At 56.1% G+C, this 16,084-nt stretch carries 13 protein-coding genes; 9 read left to right on the top strand and 4 right to left on the bottom strand.

The window, feature by feature from the left end:
• The first annotated feature begins 176 nt into the window (after nt 1–176).
• The 4 genes from ACOTY5_RS10980 to ACOTY5_RS10965 all read left to right on the top strand — a co-directional run bounded on the left by ACOTY5_RS10980 (nt 177) and on the right by ACOTY5_RS10965 (nt 4,262).
• Nucleotides 177–1,502: a PTS sugar transporter subunit IIC gene (locus ACOTY5_RS10980; protein ID WP_045141966.1), complete on the top strand. Its 1,326-nt coding sequence runs from the start codon at nt 177–179 to the stop codon at nt 1,500–1,502.
• Between the two features lie 7 nt (nt 1,503–1,509).
• Nucleotides 1,510–2,937, top strand: coding sequence for a glycoside hydrolase family 1 protein (locus tag ACOTY5_RS10975; protein WP_045141967.1), 1,428 nt, complete (start codon nt 1,510–1,512; stop codon nt 2,935–2,937).
• Between the two features lie 78 nt (nt 2,938–3,015).
• Complete coding sequence (locus ACOTY5_RS10970; protein WP_003862809.1) at nt 3,016–3,789, top strand: GntR family transcriptional regulator; 774 nt, start codon at nt 3,016–3,018, stop codon at nt 3,787–3,789.
• Nucleotides 3,786–4,262, top strand: coding sequence for a GNAT family N-acetyltransferase (locus ACOTY5_RS10965; protein ID WP_045141968.1), 477 nt, complete (start codon nt 3,786–3,788; stop codon nt 4,260–4,262). The genes ACOTY5_RS10970 and ACOTY5_RS10965 overlap by 4 nt, the downstream gene beginning before the upstream one ends.
• Here ACOTY5_RS10965 and galR read toward each other — a convergent pair.
• Nucleotides 4,217–5,239, bottom strand: coding sequence for an HTH-type transcriptional regulator GalR (gene galR / locus ACOTY5_RS10960; RefSeq protein WP_003862806.1), 1,023 nt, complete (start codon nt 5,237–5,239; stop codon nt 4,217–4,219). The two genes, ACOTY5_RS10965 and galR, sit on opposite strands and share 46 nt — an antisense overlap.
• Before the next feature lie 616 nt (nt 5,240–5,855).
• Here galR and aas point away from each other — a divergent pair.
• The gene (gene aas / locus ACOTY5_RS10955) at nt 5,856–8,015 is read left to right on the top strand and encodes a bifunctional acyl-ACP--phospholipid O-acyltransferase/long-chain-fatty-acid--ACP ligase (protein WP_023314771.1); all 2,160 of its coding nucleotides are present in this window, start codon (nt 5,856–5,858) and stop codon (nt 8,013–8,015) included.
• Complete coding sequence (lplT, locus tag ACOTY5_RS10950) at nt 8,008–9,201, top strand: lysophospholipid transporter LplT (protein WP_003862801.1); 1,194 nt, start codon at nt 8,008–8,010, stop codon at nt 9,199–9,201. The genes aas and lplT overlap by 8 nt, the downstream gene beginning before the upstream one ends.
• Nucleotides 9,202–9,294: 93 nt before the next feature.
• Here the strand turns inward: lplT and ACOTY5_RS10945 are convergent, their stop codons facing one another.
• The 3 genes from ACOTY5_RS10945 to mutH all read right to left on the bottom strand — a co-directional run bounded on the left by ACOTY5_RS10945 (nt 9,295) and on the right by mutH (nt 11,507).
• Nucleotides 9,295–10,335, bottom strand: a complete 1,041-nt coding sequence (locus ACOTY5_RS10945) for an NADP(H)-dependent aldo-keto reductase (RefSeq protein ID WP_015571754.1) — start codon at nt 10,333–10,335, stop codon at nt 9,295–9,297.
• A gap of 132 nt (nt 10,336–10,467) precedes the next feature.
• Complete coding sequence (locus ACOTY5_RS10940) at nt 10,468–10,686, bottom strand: YgdI/YgdR family lipoprotein (protein WP_003862794.1); 219 nt, start codon at nt 10,684–10,686, stop codon at nt 10,468–10,470.
• 128 nt (nt 10,687–10,814) lie between these two features.
• Nucleotides 10,815–11,507 carry a DNA mismatch repair endonuclease MutH gene (mutH, locus tag ACOTY5_RS10935; protein WP_017692735.1) on the bottom strand — a complete coding sequence of 231 codons (693 nt, stop codon included), beginning with the start codon at nt 11,505–11,507 and terminating at the stop codon, nt 10,815–10,817.
• Nucleotides 11,508–12,190: 683 nt separating this feature from the next.
• Here mutH and rppH point away from each other — a divergent pair.
• The 3 genes from rppH (at nt 12,191) to lgt (ending at nt 16,084) form a co-directional block, all read left to right on the top strand.
• On the top strand, nt 12,191–12,721 hold the full coding sequence (gene rppH, locus ACOTY5_RS10930; protein ID WP_003862791.1) for an RNA pyrophosphohydrolase: 531 nt from the start codon (nt 12,191–12,193) through the stop codon (nt 12,719–12,721).
• A gap of 12 nt (nt 12,722–12,733) precedes the next feature.
• Nucleotides 12,734–14,980, top strand: coding sequence for a phosphoenolpyruvate--protein phosphotransferase (gene ptsP, locus ACOTY5_RS10925; protein WP_015571752.1), 2,247 nt, complete (start codon nt 12,734–12,736; stop codon nt 14,978–14,980).
• A 228-nt stretch (nt 14,981–15,208) separates the two neighbouring features.
• Complete coding sequence (gene lgt, locus ACOTY5_RS10920; protein ID WP_003862787.1) at nt 15,209–16,084, top strand: prolipoprotein diacylglyceryl transferase; 876 nt, start codon at nt 15,209–15,211, stop codon at nt 16,082–16,084.

Below are 16,084 nucleotides of genomic sequence, written 5' to 3'. Positions count from 1 at the left end.
ATAAATGCCTGTCATTGGCATGCCAAAATGGTGATAAATCGCAATCTGGAATACCTCTTACCTCATTGAGAGCTTAATCACAGAATAAAGCGCCTGTGGACGCTATTTTTGGCATACCAATAGTATCCGGCTGTCCATCTTATTCAATAAAAGCCCTTTTACTGAGGTATTACCCTATGGCATTTCAGGAAAAACTGATCGACGCTCTGGGCAGTTTTGCCACCACCTTCAACAGCTATCGCTATATCCAGGCGATCAAGTCTGCGTTTATTACCTTAATGCCGGTCATCATTGTGGGGGCGTTCTCGGTACTGATCTCCAATATGGTGCTGGATCCGAAAAACGGCCTGGCGAGCTTTCAGTCGCTGTCGTTTCTGGCGGCGTTAAAGCCGATCACCAGCGCGCTGAACTATGCCACGCTCAACTTTCTTAACATCGGCGCGGTGTTTTTAATCGGCATTGAACTGGGGCGTATTAACGGCATTAAGTCTCTGTTCCCCGGCCTGCTGGCGGTGATCTGCTTTATCTGCGTGACGCCGACCACGGTGGAAATGCTGGTGGACGGCGAGATGCACGTGGTGAAAGACGTGCTGCTGCGCCAGTTCTCGGATACCCGCAGCCTGTTCCTCGGCATGTTTATCGCCATCCTGTCTGTGGAGATTTACTGCTGGCTGGAAAACCGCAAGGGGCTGAAAATCAGGATGCCGGACACGGTGCCGCCGAACGTCGCCGCGTCGTTCTCTGCGTTGCTCCCGGCCATTATCACCACCACCGCCATCGCCACCTTTGGCTTCGTGTTTCATCAGATTACCGGTATGTATCTCTACGACGCGGTTTATCAGGTGGTGCAACAGCCGCTGGAGCGCGTGGTGCAAAGCCTGCCGGGGATCCTGCTGCTGATGTTTGTCGCCCAGCTGTTCTGGGTGATTGGTATTCACGGCAACCAGATGATCAAGCCGATCCGCGAGCCGCTGCTGCTGGGGGCAATCACCGTTAACATGAGCGCGTTCGAGCAGGGCAAAGAGGTGCCAAACATCATCACCATGCCGTTCTGGGACGTCTATATGAGCATCGGCGGCTCAGGTCTGACCATCGGCCTGCTGATAGCCGTCATGATTGCCACCAAACGTAAAGAGATGAAGGAGATCGCTAAGCTCTCCATCGGCCCGGGTATTTTTAACATCAACGAGCCGGTGATCTTCGGGATGCCAGTCATGCTCAACCCGATCCTGGCTATCCCGTTCATCATCACGCCGCTGGTGACGGGCTCGATTGGCTACTTTGCCACCGTGACCGGATTTGCCGGGAAAGCCGTGGTGATGGTGCCCTGGACCACGCCGCCGCTGATCAACGCCTGGCTGTCAACCGCGGGCTCCATGGGGGCGGTGATCACCCAGTTTATCTGCATCGTGACCGCGGTGATTATCTATCTGCCGTTTGTGAAAATCGCCTCACGCCGCGCAGAGCAGGCCGCACTGCAACAAGCCACCGATAACGCATGAGGACAGGATGAGCATAAAACAGATAACCATACCGCCAGATTTTATGCTGGGCGCGGCGGCATCGGCCTGGCAGACCGAGGGCTGGAGCGGCAAAAAGCCGGGGCAGGATTCGTGGATCGATCTCTGGTACAAGAACGATCGTCACGTCTGGCACAACGGCTACGGCCCGGCGGTGGCAACCGACTTTATCAATCGCTTTCGCGAAGACGTGGCGCTGATGAAGCAGGCGGGACTGACGCACTATCGCACCTCGATCAACTGGTCGCGCTTTTTGACCGACTATGAAAACGCCACCGTAGATGAAGAGTACGCCGCCTATTACGACGCGCTGTTCGATGAAATGCACCGTCAGGGCATTGAGCCGATGATCTGCCTGGAACACTACGAATTGCCGGGCGTGCTGCTGGAGACCTACGGCGGCTGGGCGTCGAAGCACGTCGTTGAGCTGTTCGTTCGCTATGCGGAAAAGGTGTTTGAGCGCTTTCACGGCAAAGTCACCCGCTGGTTTACCTTCAACGAGCCGATTGTGGTCCAGACGCGCGTCTACCTTGACGCACTGCGCTGGCCCTATGAGCAGAACACCAGCGCCTGGATGCAGTGGAACCACCATAAGGTGCTGGCGACGGCGAAAGTGGTGAAGCTGTTTCGCGAGAAAGGGTATGACGGCACGGTGGGTTGTATTCTCAACCCGGAGGTGACCTACCCGCGCTCGCGCGCGCCGCATGACGTGCGGGCGGCAGAGATGTACGATCTGTTCTATAACCGCGTCTTTCTTGACCCGCTGGTGCACGGGCGCTATCCGCAGGCGCTTTTTACCCTGCTGGCGCAGCATCAGGTGCAGTGGGATTACACGGCTGACGAGCTGGCGCTGATTGCCGACAACACCGTCGACGAGCTGGGCATTAACCTCTATTACCCGCATCGCGTCAAAGCCCCGTCCCGCGCCTGGCACCCGGAGACGCCGTTCCACCCGGCGTACTACTACGAGCCGTTCGAACTGCCGGGGCGGAGGATGAACACCTCCCGCGGCTGGGAGATCTTCCCGCGCATTATTTACGACATGGCGATGCGGATTAAAAATGACTATCGCAACATTGACTGGTTTGTAGCGGAAAGCGGGATGGGCGTGGAGAACGAAGCGCAATTTCGCAATCGCGACGGCATTATCGATGACGCGTACCGCATTGCGTTTCTCAGCGAACATCTTTATTACACGCTGCTGGCGCGGGAGGCGGGGGCTAACTGCCACGGCTATATGCTGTGGGCCTTCACCGACAACGTCTCCCCGATGAACGCGTTTAAAAACCGCTACGGGCTTATTGAGATCGACCTTGAAAACCATCGCGCACGGCGGGCAAAGAAATCGGCATCCTGGTTTCGCCAGCTGCGCGATGAGCGTGTGCTGACGCTCAGGGTTGACGATGAATGGAAGTAAGCCTTCTGGTAAAATAGCGCACAAACTGGCCGGGAGGACGTCCGGCCCGCGCATTAACTGAAAAACACAGGTGAAAACGTGGATAAGGCTGTCATCCTGCCGGAAAAAAAACAGTACCAGGAGATTGGCGAGGATTTACGGGCGCAGATTATCCAGGGGCATTATCCCGTGGGATCGCGTCTGCCGCCGGAGCGCAACATCGCCGAGACGTATGGCGTGAGCCGCACTATCGTGCGCGAGGCGCTGCTGATGCTTGAGCTACAGGGGACGGTGGATATTCGCCAGGGGTCTGGCGTGTACGTGATGCGCATTCCGGAGGAGCATGAAAACGAGGAAGAACGTTTTCTGAACAGTGACGTGGGTCCGTTTGAAATTCTTCAGGCGCGCCAGCTGCTTGAAAGCAACATTGCCGCCTTTGCCGCAAAAATGGCGACGCGGGCGGATATCGACAACCTGCGCCGCATCATCGAGCAGGAGCAACGGGCGATTGCCGCCGACGATCGCAGCCAGGACAACAACAAAATGTTCCACCTGGTGCTGGCGGGAGCCACACAAAACCAGATGCTGCTGGCGACCGTTGAAAGCGTCTGGCATCACATGGACAGCAGCCCGCTGTGGCAGCAGTTTAATGGCCACATCGCCAGCCGCGCATGGCGGCTGAAATGGCTCGGCGACAGGCAAACCATTCTCGCTGCGCTCCGCCGCCGCGACGTGATGGGGGCGTGGCAGGCGATGTTCCAGCATCTTGAAAACGTCAAAAAGAGCCTGCTTGAGCTGTCAGACGAAGACGCGCCCGATTTTGACGGCTATCTCTTTGAATCGGTCCCCCTTTTCCAGGGGAAACTGGTGTGAATATACTGCCGCTTCACGCTGCGCCGCAGTTTACACAGCGGGTGATCGACTGGATCTGGAACGCGTTTGGTGAAGGTATGCCGCGTGCCTTTTTCCAGAGCATTGTCGAGCACAGCCTCATGCCGGGCGAGTTACCGCTCACCTTTATTGCCGTTGAGGATGACCAGCTGCTGGGCACCGTTGGGTTATGGCGTTGCGATTTAATTTCCCGGCAGGATCTCCACCCCTGGCTGGCTGCGCTGTATGTCGATGAAGCCGCCCGGGGAAACGGGCTGGCGGGAAAACTTCAGCAGCATGTTATCGGCTACGCGCGACGCGCCGGGTATCACGAGCTGCATCTCTGGTCTGCCTGCCGCGACTTCTACGAACGTTACGGCTGGCACTACATCGGCGATGCGCTGGAATACCCGGATAAAACCGTCCATCTCTATCGCTGTTCGCTCACGGCTTCCGCGGGCGATACCACCGAGTGACGGCGCACTAAGGTTGGGCTGAACAGGTGGGTAATTTCTGGTGGCGGGCGATGCTCGGCCAGCGCTAACGCCAGTTCTGCCGCCTGCGTTGCCATGGTCACAATCGGGTAGCGCACGGTGGTCAGGCGAGGGCGCACGTAGCGCGACACCAGCACATCATCAAAGCCAATCAGCGAAATTTCTGCCGGGACGTCAATCCCGTTATCATTCAGCACGCCCATTGCGCCGGCGGCCATGGAGTCGTTATAGCTGGCCACGGCGGTGAAATTCCGCCCGCGGCCCAGCAGCTCCGTCATCGCCTGCTCGCCGCCACTCTCATCCGGTTCTCCGTACGCCACAAGACGATCGTTGCACGGCAGACCGGCTTCGCGCAGCGCGTCGTAATAGCCCTGAAGGCGATCTTCCGCATCGGAAATTGGGTGGTTGGAGCACAGATAACCAATTCGGGTATGGCCCTGCTGGATCAGATGACGGGTTGCGAGCCATGCGCCGTAACGGTCGTCGAGCGCCACGCAGCGGGTTTCAAAACCGGGAATAATACGGTTGATAATCACCATCCCCGGCATCTGTTTCATCAGATGGATCAGCTCGGCGTCGGGGATCATTTTTGCATGGACCACCAGCGCCGCACAGCGATGACGGATCAGCTGCTCAATGGCCTGGCGCTCTTTCTGTTCATTGTGGTAGCCATTACCAATCAGCAGGAAATTTCCGGTGTGATAAGAGACTTGTTCTACGGCTTTGACCATCGCACCGAAAAACGGATCGGATACATCTCCGACCACCAGCCCGATGGTTTCTGTCGACTGCTGGGCAAGGGCGCGCGCGTTGGCGTTAGGGTGATAATTCAGGTTTTCCATGGCGTCCTGCACGGCCTGGCGCGATGCATCACTCGCTTTAGGGGAGTTGTTGATCACGCGGGAGACGGTCGCGACGGAAACACCGGCCAGACGAGCCACATCCTTAATTGTCGCCATTCAATACCTTCTTATTGGGGTAAGCGTTTACACACTAACTAGTGTTGCGGAAAAGCGGCGCGCATTCAAGGGGAGCGGGTGAGCGTCCTCTGCAAACGTGAAGCAGAACATCCCTCGCGGTGTAATCGTTACACGGCCAGTCATGTCTGAATAATGTCAATCTGAACCTTTAGTTACACTTTGCCTCAGGCTGTTGCGATTGTCCGTTAGCAACGATGCGTTGTGAATTGCTAGAGTCGAGATCCCAGAGGTATTGATAGGTGGAATCAACTTCGGTTGATTAACACGATTTACACCAACCTGCGTTTTACGCAGGTTTTTTTTGCCTGTAAGTTCAACCTGTAACAGCAAAAGAGAATATTCACACCTGGTTGCACTTCGGCTCATTCCCTTGCGTTTTCCCGCTGGCGAAGCCTGTCGCCGGAGGCCACAATCAAGATCCCAGAGGTATTGATTGGTGAGAATTCCTGGTACGTTTTCGTACTCTTCTCTTGCACCAACCTGCGCGGATGCGCAGGTTTTTTTTCGCCTCTGTTTTTGCTATCGCTCCCTCACTACTTCTCGTGTAATCTGCCACCATTTATACCTTTCACACTGGCTGGCAAAGGGAGTTGAAATGCTTTTTGGGTTCTTCCGCACACTGTTTCGTGTCCTGTTTCGCATCCGCGTGACTGGCGATACGCAGGCACTCTATGGCGAGCGTGTGCTTATCACACCGAATCACGTCTCTTTTCTTGATGGCGTATTGCTGGCGCTGTTTTTGCCCGTGCGCCCCGTCTTCGCGGTGTACAGCTCCATCAGTGAAAAATGGTACATGCGCTGGCTCAAACCGCTGATTGATTTTGTCCCGCTCGACCCAACCAAACCGATGATGATTAAGCATCTGGTGCGTCTGATTGGGCAGGGGCGCCCGGTGGTTATCTTCCCGGAAGGGCGTATTTCAGTGACGGGCTCCCTGATGAAAATTTACGACGGGGCCGGTTTTGTCGCGGCGAAGTCTCAGGCCACCGTCGTGCCGCTACGCATCGACGGGGCTGAGCTGACCTTTTTCAGCCGTCTGAAAGGGCTGGTGAAGCAGCGTCTGTTCCCGAAAATTACCCTGCATATATTACCGCCGACGTCACTGCCGATGCCCGAGGCGCCGCGTGCGCGCGACCGCCGTAAAATCGCCGGGGAAATGCTGCACCAGATTATGATGGAAGCGCGCATGGCCGTTCGCCCGCGCGAAACGCTGTATGAATCGTTGCTGTCGGCGCAGTATCGCTACGGTGCGAAGAAAAACTGCATCGAAGACATCAATTTTACGCCGGATACCTACCGTAAGCTGTTGACCAAAACGCTGTTTGTCGGGCGTATTCTGGAAAAGTACAGTAAACAGGGCGAAAAGATCGGCCTGATGCTGCCAAACGCGGGTATCAGCGCGGCGGTAATCTTTGGTGCCGTGTCCCGGGGCCGCATTCCGGCGATGATGAACTACACGGCGGGCGTGAAAGGGCTCTCCAGCGCGATTACCGCGGCACAAATCAACACCGTCTTTACCTCCCGCCAGTTCCTGGATAAAGGCAAGCTGTGGCACCTGCCGGAACAGCTGACGCAGGTGCGCTGGGTGTTCCTGGAAGATCTGAAAGCAGACGTCACGACCGCCGACAAGCTGTGGATTTTCGCGCACCTGCTGATGCCGCGTCTGGCGCAGGTTAAGCAGCAGCCGGAAGATGATGCCATTATCCTCTTTACCTCTGGCTCTGAAGGTAACCCGAAAGGTGTGGTTCACAGCCACAAAAGCATTCTGGCGAACGTCGAACAGATTAAAACTATTGCTGACTTTACCGCCAACGATCGCTTTATGTCAGCGCTGCCGCTGTTCCACTCATTTGGTCTGACCGTGGGTCTCTTTACGCCGCTGCTGACCGGTGCCGAGGTGTTCCTCTACCCAAGCCCGCTGCACTACCGCATTGTGCCGGAACTGGTTTATGACCGTAACTGCACGGTGCTGTTCGGGACGTCCACCTTCCTCGGTAACTACGCGCGCTTCGCCAACCCGTATGATTTCTTCCGCGTACGCTACGTGGTGGCGGGCGCGGAAAAACTCCAGGACAGCACGCGCCAGATCTGGCAGGACAAGTTTGGCCTGCGCATTCTGGAAGGCTATGGCGTGACGGAGTGCGCGCCGGTGGTCTCCATCAACGTTCCGATGGCGGCTAAACCGGGAACGGTTGGCCGCATTCTGCCGGGGCTGGACGCACGTCTGCTGGCGGTGCCGGGTATTGAAGACGGCGGACGTCTTCAGCTGAAAGGGCCGAACGTCATGAACGGCTATCTGCGTGTGGAAAACCCGGGCGTGCTTGAGGCGCCGACGGCCGAGAACGTCAATGGCGAGGTTGAAACGGGCTGGTACGACACGGGCGATATCGTGCGCTTCGACGATCAGGGCTTCGTGCAGATCCAGGGACGTGCAAAACGCTTCGCCAAAATCGCCGGGGAGATGGTCTCTCTTGAAATGGTCGAAACGCTGGCGACCGCCGTCTCGGCGGAGAAAATGCATGCGACCGTGGTGAAAAGTGATGCCAGTAAAGGCGAGGCGCTGGTGCTCTTCACGACAGACGGTGAACTGAAGCGTGACGCGCTGCTCAGGTATGCACGCGAACACGGTATCCCCGAGCTGGCGGTCCCCCGCGATATTCGTTACCTCAAACAGTTACCGGTGCTGGGCAGCGGTAAACCCGATTTCGTGACCCTGAAGGGCATGGTTGAAGAGGCAGAACAGCAAAATGCGTGAGTCAGTGCACACTAACACTTCAATCTGGTCGAAAGGCATGATGGCGGTTATCGCCGCCCAGTTTCTTTCCGCGTTCGGCGATAACGCGTTGCTGTTTGCCACGCTGGCATTGCTGAAAGCTGAGTTTTATCCCGACTGGAGCCAGCCGATCCTACAGATGGTGTTTGTGGGTGCTTACATCGTATTTGCGCCGTTTGTCGGCCAGGTGGCGGACAGCTTCCCGAAAGGTCGGGTCATGATGTTTGCCAACAGCCTTAAGCTTCTGGGCGCGGCAAGTATCTGCTTTGGTATCAACCCGTTCGTCGGCTACACGCTGGTGGGCATTGGTGCGGCAGCCTACTCCCCGGCGAAGTACGGTATTCTGGGTGAGCTCACCACCGGTGATAAGCTGGTGAAGGCCAACGGCCTGATGGAGTCCTCCACCATTGCGGCTATTCTGCTGGGTTCGGTGGCGGGTGGCGTACTGGCAGACTGGCATGTGCTCGCCGCGCTTGGCATCTGCGCCCTGATGTACGGTGGCGCGGTGATCGCCAACCTGTTTATCCCCAAACTGGCCGTGGCGCGTCCGGGGCAATCCTGGCGCTTCGGGCCCATGACCGGCAGCTTCTTCAACGCCTGCCGCGTACTGTGGCGTAACGGTGAAACACGCTTCTCGCTGATGGGCACCAGCATGTTCTGGGGGGCCGGCGTTACGCTGCGTTTCCTGCTGGTGCTGTGGGTGCCGGTGGCGCTGGGCATTACTGACAACGCCACGCCGACTTACCTGAATGCCATGGTCGCCGTCGGGATTGTTGTCGGGGCCGGGGCTGCGGCAAAACTGGTGACGCTGGAAACCGTCGCGCGCTGCATGCCTGCGGGGATCCTGATCGGCGTCGGCGTTCTGTTCTTCTCCCTGCAACATGCCCTATTGCCGGCCTATGCCCTGCTGTTGCTGATCGGCATGTTAGGCGGTTTCTTTGTGGTGCCGCTAAACGCGCTGTTGCAGGAGCGCGGCAAGCAGACCGTTGGAGCGGGTAACGCCATTGCGGTGCAAAACCTTGGTGAAAACATGGCGATGTTACTGATGCTGGGGATTTACTCGCTGGCGGTAAAAGCAGGTGCGCCGGTCGTGGCAATCGGGGTAGGATTCGGCGCGCTGTTCGCGCTGGCGATTAGCGGTCTGTGGGTCTGGCAGCGTCGTCGTTGAATTGTGCGGCCTGATGCCCTCACCCCGGCCTTCTCCCACGGGGAGAGGGTGAAAACCCTAAAAACGGCAACGCACGTTGCCGTTTTGCTTTTATTACGGTGCCGGGTAGGTATAAACCTGATGCACCGCTTCAATCTCCGCTAATACCTCTTCACTCAGGTTCAGATGGAAACTCTCAATATTGGTTTTCAACTGATCCATCGTCGTTGCGCCGAGCAGGGTACTCGCCACAAACGGCTGACGACGCACGAAGGCCAGCGCCATCTGCGCCGGATCCAGTCCGTGGCGTTTCGCGATATCCACGTAGGCCGCAACGGCTTTTTGCGTCTGCTCGCCGCTATAGCGGGTGAAGCGGCTGAAAAGGGTGTTACGCGCGCCAGCCGGTTTCGCGCCGTTCAGGTATTTGCCCGTCAGGGTACCGAAGCCCAGACAGGAGTAGGCGAGCAGCTCCACCTCTTCGTACTGCGTCACCTCCGCCAGACCCACTTCATAACTGCGGTTCAGCAGGCTGTACGGGTTCTGAATGGTCACGATGCGCGGCAGATCGTGTTTATCGGCCAGATGCAGATAGCGCATCACGCCAAACGCCGTCTCGTTGGAAACGCCGATGTAGCGGATCTTACCCGCCCGCTGGCACTCCGTGAGCGCTTCCAGCGTTTCCAGCAGGGTAACGGCCGGAGCACTTTCGTTCCAGGTGTAGCCAAGCTTACCGAAGCAGTTCGTCGGACGCTGCGGCCAGTGCACCTGATAAAGATCGAGATAGTCGGTTTGCAGGCGCTTGAGGCTGGCATCCAGCGCGGCACGGATATTCTTGCGATCGAGGATCTGGTTAGGGCGGATCCCGGCATCGTTATTACGGGAAGGGCCGCTGACTTTGGAGGCGATGACCAGCTTTTCGCGATTGCCGCGTTTCGCCAGCCAGTTGCCGACATACGTTTCAGTAAGACCTTGTGTTTCCGGGCGGGGAGGAACGGGGTACATCTCCGCAACGTCAATCAGGTTAATGCCCTGGCTGACGGCGTAATCGAGTTGTGCATGGGCATCGGCTTCGCTGTTTTGTTCACCAAATGTCATGGTGCCCAACCCCAGTTGGCTGATCTCCAGAGCGCTGTGGGGGATACGATGATAATGCATAGCCGGTTTCCTTTTTTAGACATACAGACTGCGTCAGGAACCTCCCGACAAAGGAATATAAACATGGCAGAGGGAAGGCAAAAGGGGAAGGAAAAAATCAAAAAGGCCAGCAAGCTACTGACCTTTATCTGTTTAACGCTCGATGATCTGGGAGACTTCGTCGCGATTAATCTGCATTTGATTGCCTTCGCGATCGCGGTAACTCACCAGACCGGTATCGTCGTCGACTTCGGGTTTGCCATCGGTCAGGATCATACGACCATCTTTCGTTGACATGACATAGTCGCTGCTGCAACCCGATACCGCAAACGCTAAACCGACTGCTGAGATAATTACTGCCCATTTTTTCATCGTTCTCATCCTCACCTGGCTCGTATCAAATCATAGTGTAGTAATAACCTGATATTACGACAGGTGAAAGGGGGGAAATCTTAAAAAGGAGGAGATTATGTTAGCCGGAGCGCAAAATTAGTAAAAAACTATGTTTTCAACAGGAAGTGGCGTGCCAGCAGCGCCCCGGTGAAATTCTTTTTAAGATAGAAACCGCGCGGCAGCGTCAGGATCGGTTCGCCCTGTGCGCCTACCGCTTCAGTGAGCGCTTTGCTGTTGGCGGCTTTGGGACGAAGTTGTAGCACTTCGCCATGCCGGGCGGTGATACGCTCAACCTGTCCCAGCACAATCATGTCCATCAGCTCTTCCCAGTCCTGGGAAAGCTGTCTCTCCTCTTCTTCATTCGGGCTCCAGAGCAGCGGGGCGCCAACGCGACGCTCAGCCAGCGGGATCTGCCTGTCGCCCTCAACGGGTACCCACAACACCCGCTTCAGCTTATGCCTGACGTGGCTGGTTTCCCATGTCACTCCGCTGTTACCCGTGAGCGGCGCAACGCAGACAAAGGTGGTTTCCAGCGGCCGCCCCTGGCTATCGATGGGGATCGTCTTCAGTTCCACCCCCAGCGCCGCAAAATCTTGCTCGGGTTTACTGCCCGCGCTTGCGCCCAGCCAGCGTTCCAGCAACACGCCGATCCAGCCCTTATCACGCTTTAGATCGTTGGGTATCGTCAACCCCGCCATCACGGCCAGCTCGCCCAGTGAATAGCCTGCCAGACGTTGCGCCTGCTGGAGCAACTGGGCTTCACTGACGGGAGGAGAGAGCAGTGGGGCGAGAGAATGCATGCTAACGACCTTTTGATTAAAAAATGAGCTGATATTTTATCCCTTGTGGACAGAGTTTACCTTTTTCTGTGCACCTATTCCATGTGGATGATTTATATCATCTTTTTTAGAATACAATCCGTCCCGCGGCGGCTAAAAAACAGGTTGTGCAATTCTGGTCACTGACAATAAACAGGATCTTACACCATGTTATCCACAGAAAAATGGGATAACTGGGAATAACTGCCACTACTGTTTCAATTTACAGCCTTGACGTGCGATGAAAATCGAATTTTCACACAAATTGTGCCTAACTTATTGGCACAAACTGTGGATAAAACCGACGCTGTTCGATCTTTCATCAGCAGGAGGATCTTTGATGTGATGATCGTCACGTTTATCGTCCTGGATACCCTTAATTTCAATATAATCATATGAATTTAAATGATTTGTTATAAGCGGGGTAAATTGGCGGCTCGTCGGGCTACAAGGTTGTTCATCGGTAATTCCGCACTTCTTCACAACTATATCCACAGAAAAGGTGAATAAAAATGGTCTCTGTCGCCCGAATCTGTTTATAAATCCGCACTAAATTGTGAGTTATTCAAATGTTATTAGGTTGCAGGCCTGTAAGAGAGTGGTTTACCGCCTCCCTGTAGTGTGAAACAATCATTCATATATCAGATTTAGTTTGGGGTAGTCCGGTGATTGATGACGATGGCTACCGCCCAAACGTAGGAATAGTAATTTGTAATCGTCAGGGCCAGGTGATGTGGGCCCGGCGATATGGTCAGCACTCCTGGCAATTCCCGCAAGGCGGGATCAATCCCGGAGAGTCCCCAGAACAAGCGATGTACCGGGAGCTGTTTGAAGAGGTTGGTTTAAGCCGAAAAGATGTTCGCATCCTGGCTTCGACCCGCAACTGGTTGCGTTACAAGTTACCGAAACGTTTGGTGCGTTGGGACACAAAGCCGGTTTGTATCGGCCAGAAACAGAAGTGGTTTCTTTTGCAGTTGGTGGGCAACGATTCAGATATCAATATGCAAACCAGCAGCACGCCAGAGTTTGATGGCTGGCGCTGGGTAAGCTACTGGTATCCGGTTCGTCAGGTCGTGTCATTTAAGCGCGATGTATATCGTAGGGTGATGAAAGAGTTCGCAAGTGTCGTGATGCAGCTTCAGGAGACGCCTCCGAAGCCACAGAGCGCACCTGCCTGGCGACGTAAAAGAGGTTAAGCTACGCAAATCATGCTCACCCGCTTGCGAGAAATAGTTGAAAAGGTTGCCAGTGCGCCTCGCCTCAACGAGGCGCTGAATATTCTGGTGACGGACATCTGTCTTGCGATGGAAACCGAGGTCTGTTCGGTCTACCTGGCCGACCATGACCGACGTTGCTACTACCTGATGGCAACCCGCGGTTTAAAAAAACCACGGGGACGCACCGTCACGCTCGCGTTTGATGAAGGTATTGTTGGCCTGGTCGGGCGACTGGCGGAGCCAATCAACCTTGCCGATGCGCAAAAACACCCCAGCTTCAAATATATCCCTTCCGTCAAAGAGGAGCGGTTCCGCGCTTTCCTTGGCGTGCCGATTATTCAGCGCCGTCAACTGCTTGGCGTGCTTGTTGTCCAGCAACGAGAGTTGCGGCAGTACGACGAAAGCGAGGAGTCTTTCCTCGTCACGCTGGCAACGCAGATGGCTGCGATCCTCTCCCAGTCTCAGCTGGCAGCCCTTTTTGGGCAGTATCGTCATACCCGCATCCGCGCGCTTCCGGCCTCGCCGGGCGTCGCGATTGCCGAAGGCTGGATGGATGCCACGCTCCCCCTGATGGAGCAGGTCTATGAAGCCTCGACGCTGGATGAAGCGCTTGAGCGCGAACGGCTTACCGCTGCGCTGGAAGAGGCGGCGAATGAGTTTCGTCGCTACAGCAAACGCTTTGCCGCTGGCGCTCAAAAAGAGACGGCGGCCATTTTCGACCTCTACTCACACCTGCTTTCCGATGCGCGTTTGCGTCGTGAGTTATTTGCCGAGGTCGATAAAGGTTCGGTGGCAGAGTGGGCGGTTAAAAAGGTCATTGAAAAATTTGCCGAGCAGTTTGCGGTGCTGACTGACGGTTATCTGAAAGAGCGCGCCGGCGATTTACGCGCGCTTGGGCAACGTCTGCTGTTCCACCTTGATGATACTATTCAGGGGGCGAATGCCTGGCCGAGCCGGTTTGTACTGGTGGCCGATGAACTCTCGGCGACGACGCTGGCGGAATTACCGCAGGACAGGCTGGCGGGCGTAGTGGTGCGCGATGGCGCAGCTAACTCCCATGCCGCCATTATGGTGCGCGCGCTCGGTATTCCGACCGTGATGGGGGCGGATATTCAGCCCTCCGTACTGCACCGCCGTACGCTGGTGGTGGACGGATACCGCGGTGAGTTGCTGGTGGATCCTGAGCCGGTTCTCCTTCAGGAGTACCAGCGTCTTATCAGCGAAGAGAATGAATTAAGCAAGCTGGCGGAAGATGACGTCAACCTGCCCGCGCAGCTCAAGAGCGGTGAGCGTGTGAAGGTGATGCTCAATGCTGGCTTAAGCCCTGAGCATGAAGAGAAGCTCGGCAGCCGCATCGATGGCATCGGCCTCTACCGCACCGAAATACCGTTTATGCTGCAAAGCGGCTTCCCGTCAGAAGAGGAGCAGGTGGCGCAGTATCAGGGCATGTTGCAGATGTTTAACGATAAACCCGTCACGTTGCGCACCCTGGACGTCGGCGCGGATAAGCAACTGCCCTATATGCCCATCAGTGAAGAGAATCCCTGCCTCGGCTGGCGTGGGATCCGCATAACCCTCGATCAGCCGGAAATCTTCCTTATCCAGGTTCGTGCGATGCTGCGTGCCAACGCGGCCACGGGGAATCTCAGCATTTTGCTGCCGATGGTCACCAGTATTGACGAGATCGACGAAGCGCGGCGGTTGATAGAACGTGCAGGGCGCGAAGTGGAAGAGATGATCGGCTATGCGATCCCTAAACCCCGTATTGGCGTGATGCTTGAAGTGCCTTCGATGGTCTTTATGTTGCCGCAGCTGGCGACCCGCGTTGATTTTATCTCCGTTGGCACCAACGACTTAACGCAATACATTCTGGCGGTCGATCGCAACAATACGCGCGTTGCCAGCATCTACGACAGCCTGCATCCGGCGATGCTTCGTGCCCTGGCGATGATCGCCCGCGAAGCCGAGCAGCATAATATCGACCTGCGCCTGTGCGGTGAAATGGCCGGCGATCCGATGTGCGTGGCGATCCTGATTGGTCTCGGTTTCCGTCACCTGTCAATGAACGGACGTTCCGTTGCGCGTGTGAAATACCTGTTACGTCACATCGAACAAGATGAGGCGCGCGAACTGGCCGCGCGTAGCCTGGAAGCACAGCTGGCAGCCGAAGTGCGCCATCAGGTGGCTGCGTTTATGGAGCGACGCGGCATGGGCGGTTTGATCCGGGGCGGCCGCTGATCCCCACAAAATAATGACGGCTCCGACGACCCCCTCTCCCTTGAGGGAGAGGGATGGGGTGAGGGGGAACAGCGCGCATGAAACCCTATACACATCTTTTACATCTCAGGCGCATCCTCCACGCCTGCCTTATGCTATGATTCGCAACTTTGGAGCACCTGCCAACGGCGGGAATGCAATTCACCCGCTGTCCACTTTCAGCGGAATAACAACATCTTGTGGTGACAGATGAACAGTGGTTATCTGCATTTTCCGGAATTCGATCCGGTTATTTTCTCAATAGGACCTGTAGCGCTGCACTGGTACGGTCTGATGTACCTGGTGGGCTTCGTCTTTGCCATGTGGCTTGCTGGCCGTCGCGCCAGTCGTCCAGGCAGCGGCTGGACGAAGAACGAAGTGGAAAACCTGCTTTATGCCGGCTTCCTCGGCGTGTTCCTGGGCGGTCGCATCGGTTATGTCCTGTTCTATAATTTCCCGGTATTCCTGAACGACCCGCTCTATCTGTTCCGCGTCTGGGACGGTGGCATGTCTTTCCACGGCGGGCTGATTGGTGTGATCCTGGTCATGGTGATCTTCGCCAGACGCACCAAACGCAACTTCTTCCAGGTGGCTGATTTTATTGCGCCGTTAATCCCGTTTGGGCTGGGCGCAGGGCGTTTGGGCAACTTCATCAACGGTGAACTGTGGGGGCGTGTCGATCCGAGCGTGCCGTTTACCATGCTGTTCCCGGGCTCCCGCGCGGAGGATATCGCGCTGCTGCCTTCGCATCCTGAGTGGCAGTCCATTTTCGATACCTACGGCGTTCTGCCGCGCCATATGTCACAGCTCTATGAGCTGGCGCTGGAAGGCGTGGTGCTGTTCATCATCCTGAATCTGTATATCCGCAAACCGCGTCCAATGGGGGCTGTCTCTGGTCTGTTCCTGATTGGCTACGGCGCGTTTCGTATCATCGTCGAGTTCTTCCGCCAGCCGGATGCGCAGTTTACCGGTGAATGGGTACAGTACATCAGCATGGGGCAGATCCTCTCCATCCCGATGATTGTCGCGGGTGCCATTATGATGATTTGGGCGTATCGTCGTCGTCCACAGCAACAACTTTCCTGA

This window comes from Enterobacter cloacae complex sp. SHL018, from assembly GCF_049237905.1.
GTDB classification, from domain to species: domain Bacteria; phylum Pseudomonadota; class Gammaproteobacteria; order Enterobacterales; family Enterobacteriaceae; genus Enterobacter; species Enterobacter hormaechei_C.
The sequence above is the reverse complement of the archived record's forward strand: the minus strand, read 5'-3'. Positions and strand labels throughout refer to the sequence as shown.

What these genes read in the sequence shown, in the direction of transcription:
- ACOTY5_RS10945 (WP_015571754.1), bottom strand. Translation starts at nt 10,335, where the DNA reads ATGCATTATCATCGTATCCCCCACAGCGCTCTGGAGATCAGCCAACTG.
- ACOTY5_RS10940 (WP_003862794.1), bottom strand. Translation starts at nt 10,686, where the DNA reads ATGAAAAAATGGGCAGTAATTATCTCAGCAGTCGGTTTAGCGTTTGCG.
- lgt (WP_003862787.1), top strand. Translation starts at nt 15,209, where the DNA reads ATGAACAGTGGTTATCTGCATTTTCCGGAATTCGATCCGGTTATTTTC.
- lplT (WP_003862801.1), top strand. Translation starts at nt 8,008, where the DNA reads ATGCGTGAGTCAGTGCACACTAACACTTCAATCTGGTCGAAAGGCATG.
- galR (WP_003862806.1), bottom strand. Translation starts at nt 5,239, where the DNA reads ATGGCGACAATTAAGGATGTGGCTCGTCTGGCCGGTGTTTCCGTCGCG.
- aas (WP_023314771.1), top strand. Translation starts at nt 5,856, where the DNA reads ATGCTTTTTGGGTTCTTCCGCACACTGTTTCGTGTCCTGTTTCGCATC.
- ACOTY5_RS10975 (WP_045141967.1), top strand. Translation starts at nt 1,510, where the DNA reads ATGAGCATAAAACAGATAACCATACCGCCAGATTTTATGCTGGGCGCG.
- ptsP (WP_015571752.1), top strand. Translation starts at nt 12,734, where the DNA reads ATGCTCACCCGCTTGCGAGAAATAGTTGAAAAGGTTGCCAGTGCGCCT.
- ACOTY5_RS10980 (WP_045141966.1), top strand. Translation starts at nt 177, where the DNA reads ATGGCATTTCAGGAAAAACTGATCGACGCTCTGGGCAGTTTTGCCACC.
- mutH (WP_017692735.1), bottom strand. Translation starts at nt 11,507, where the DNA reads ATGCATTCTCTCGCCCCACTGCTCTCTCCTCCCGTCAGTGAAGCCCAG.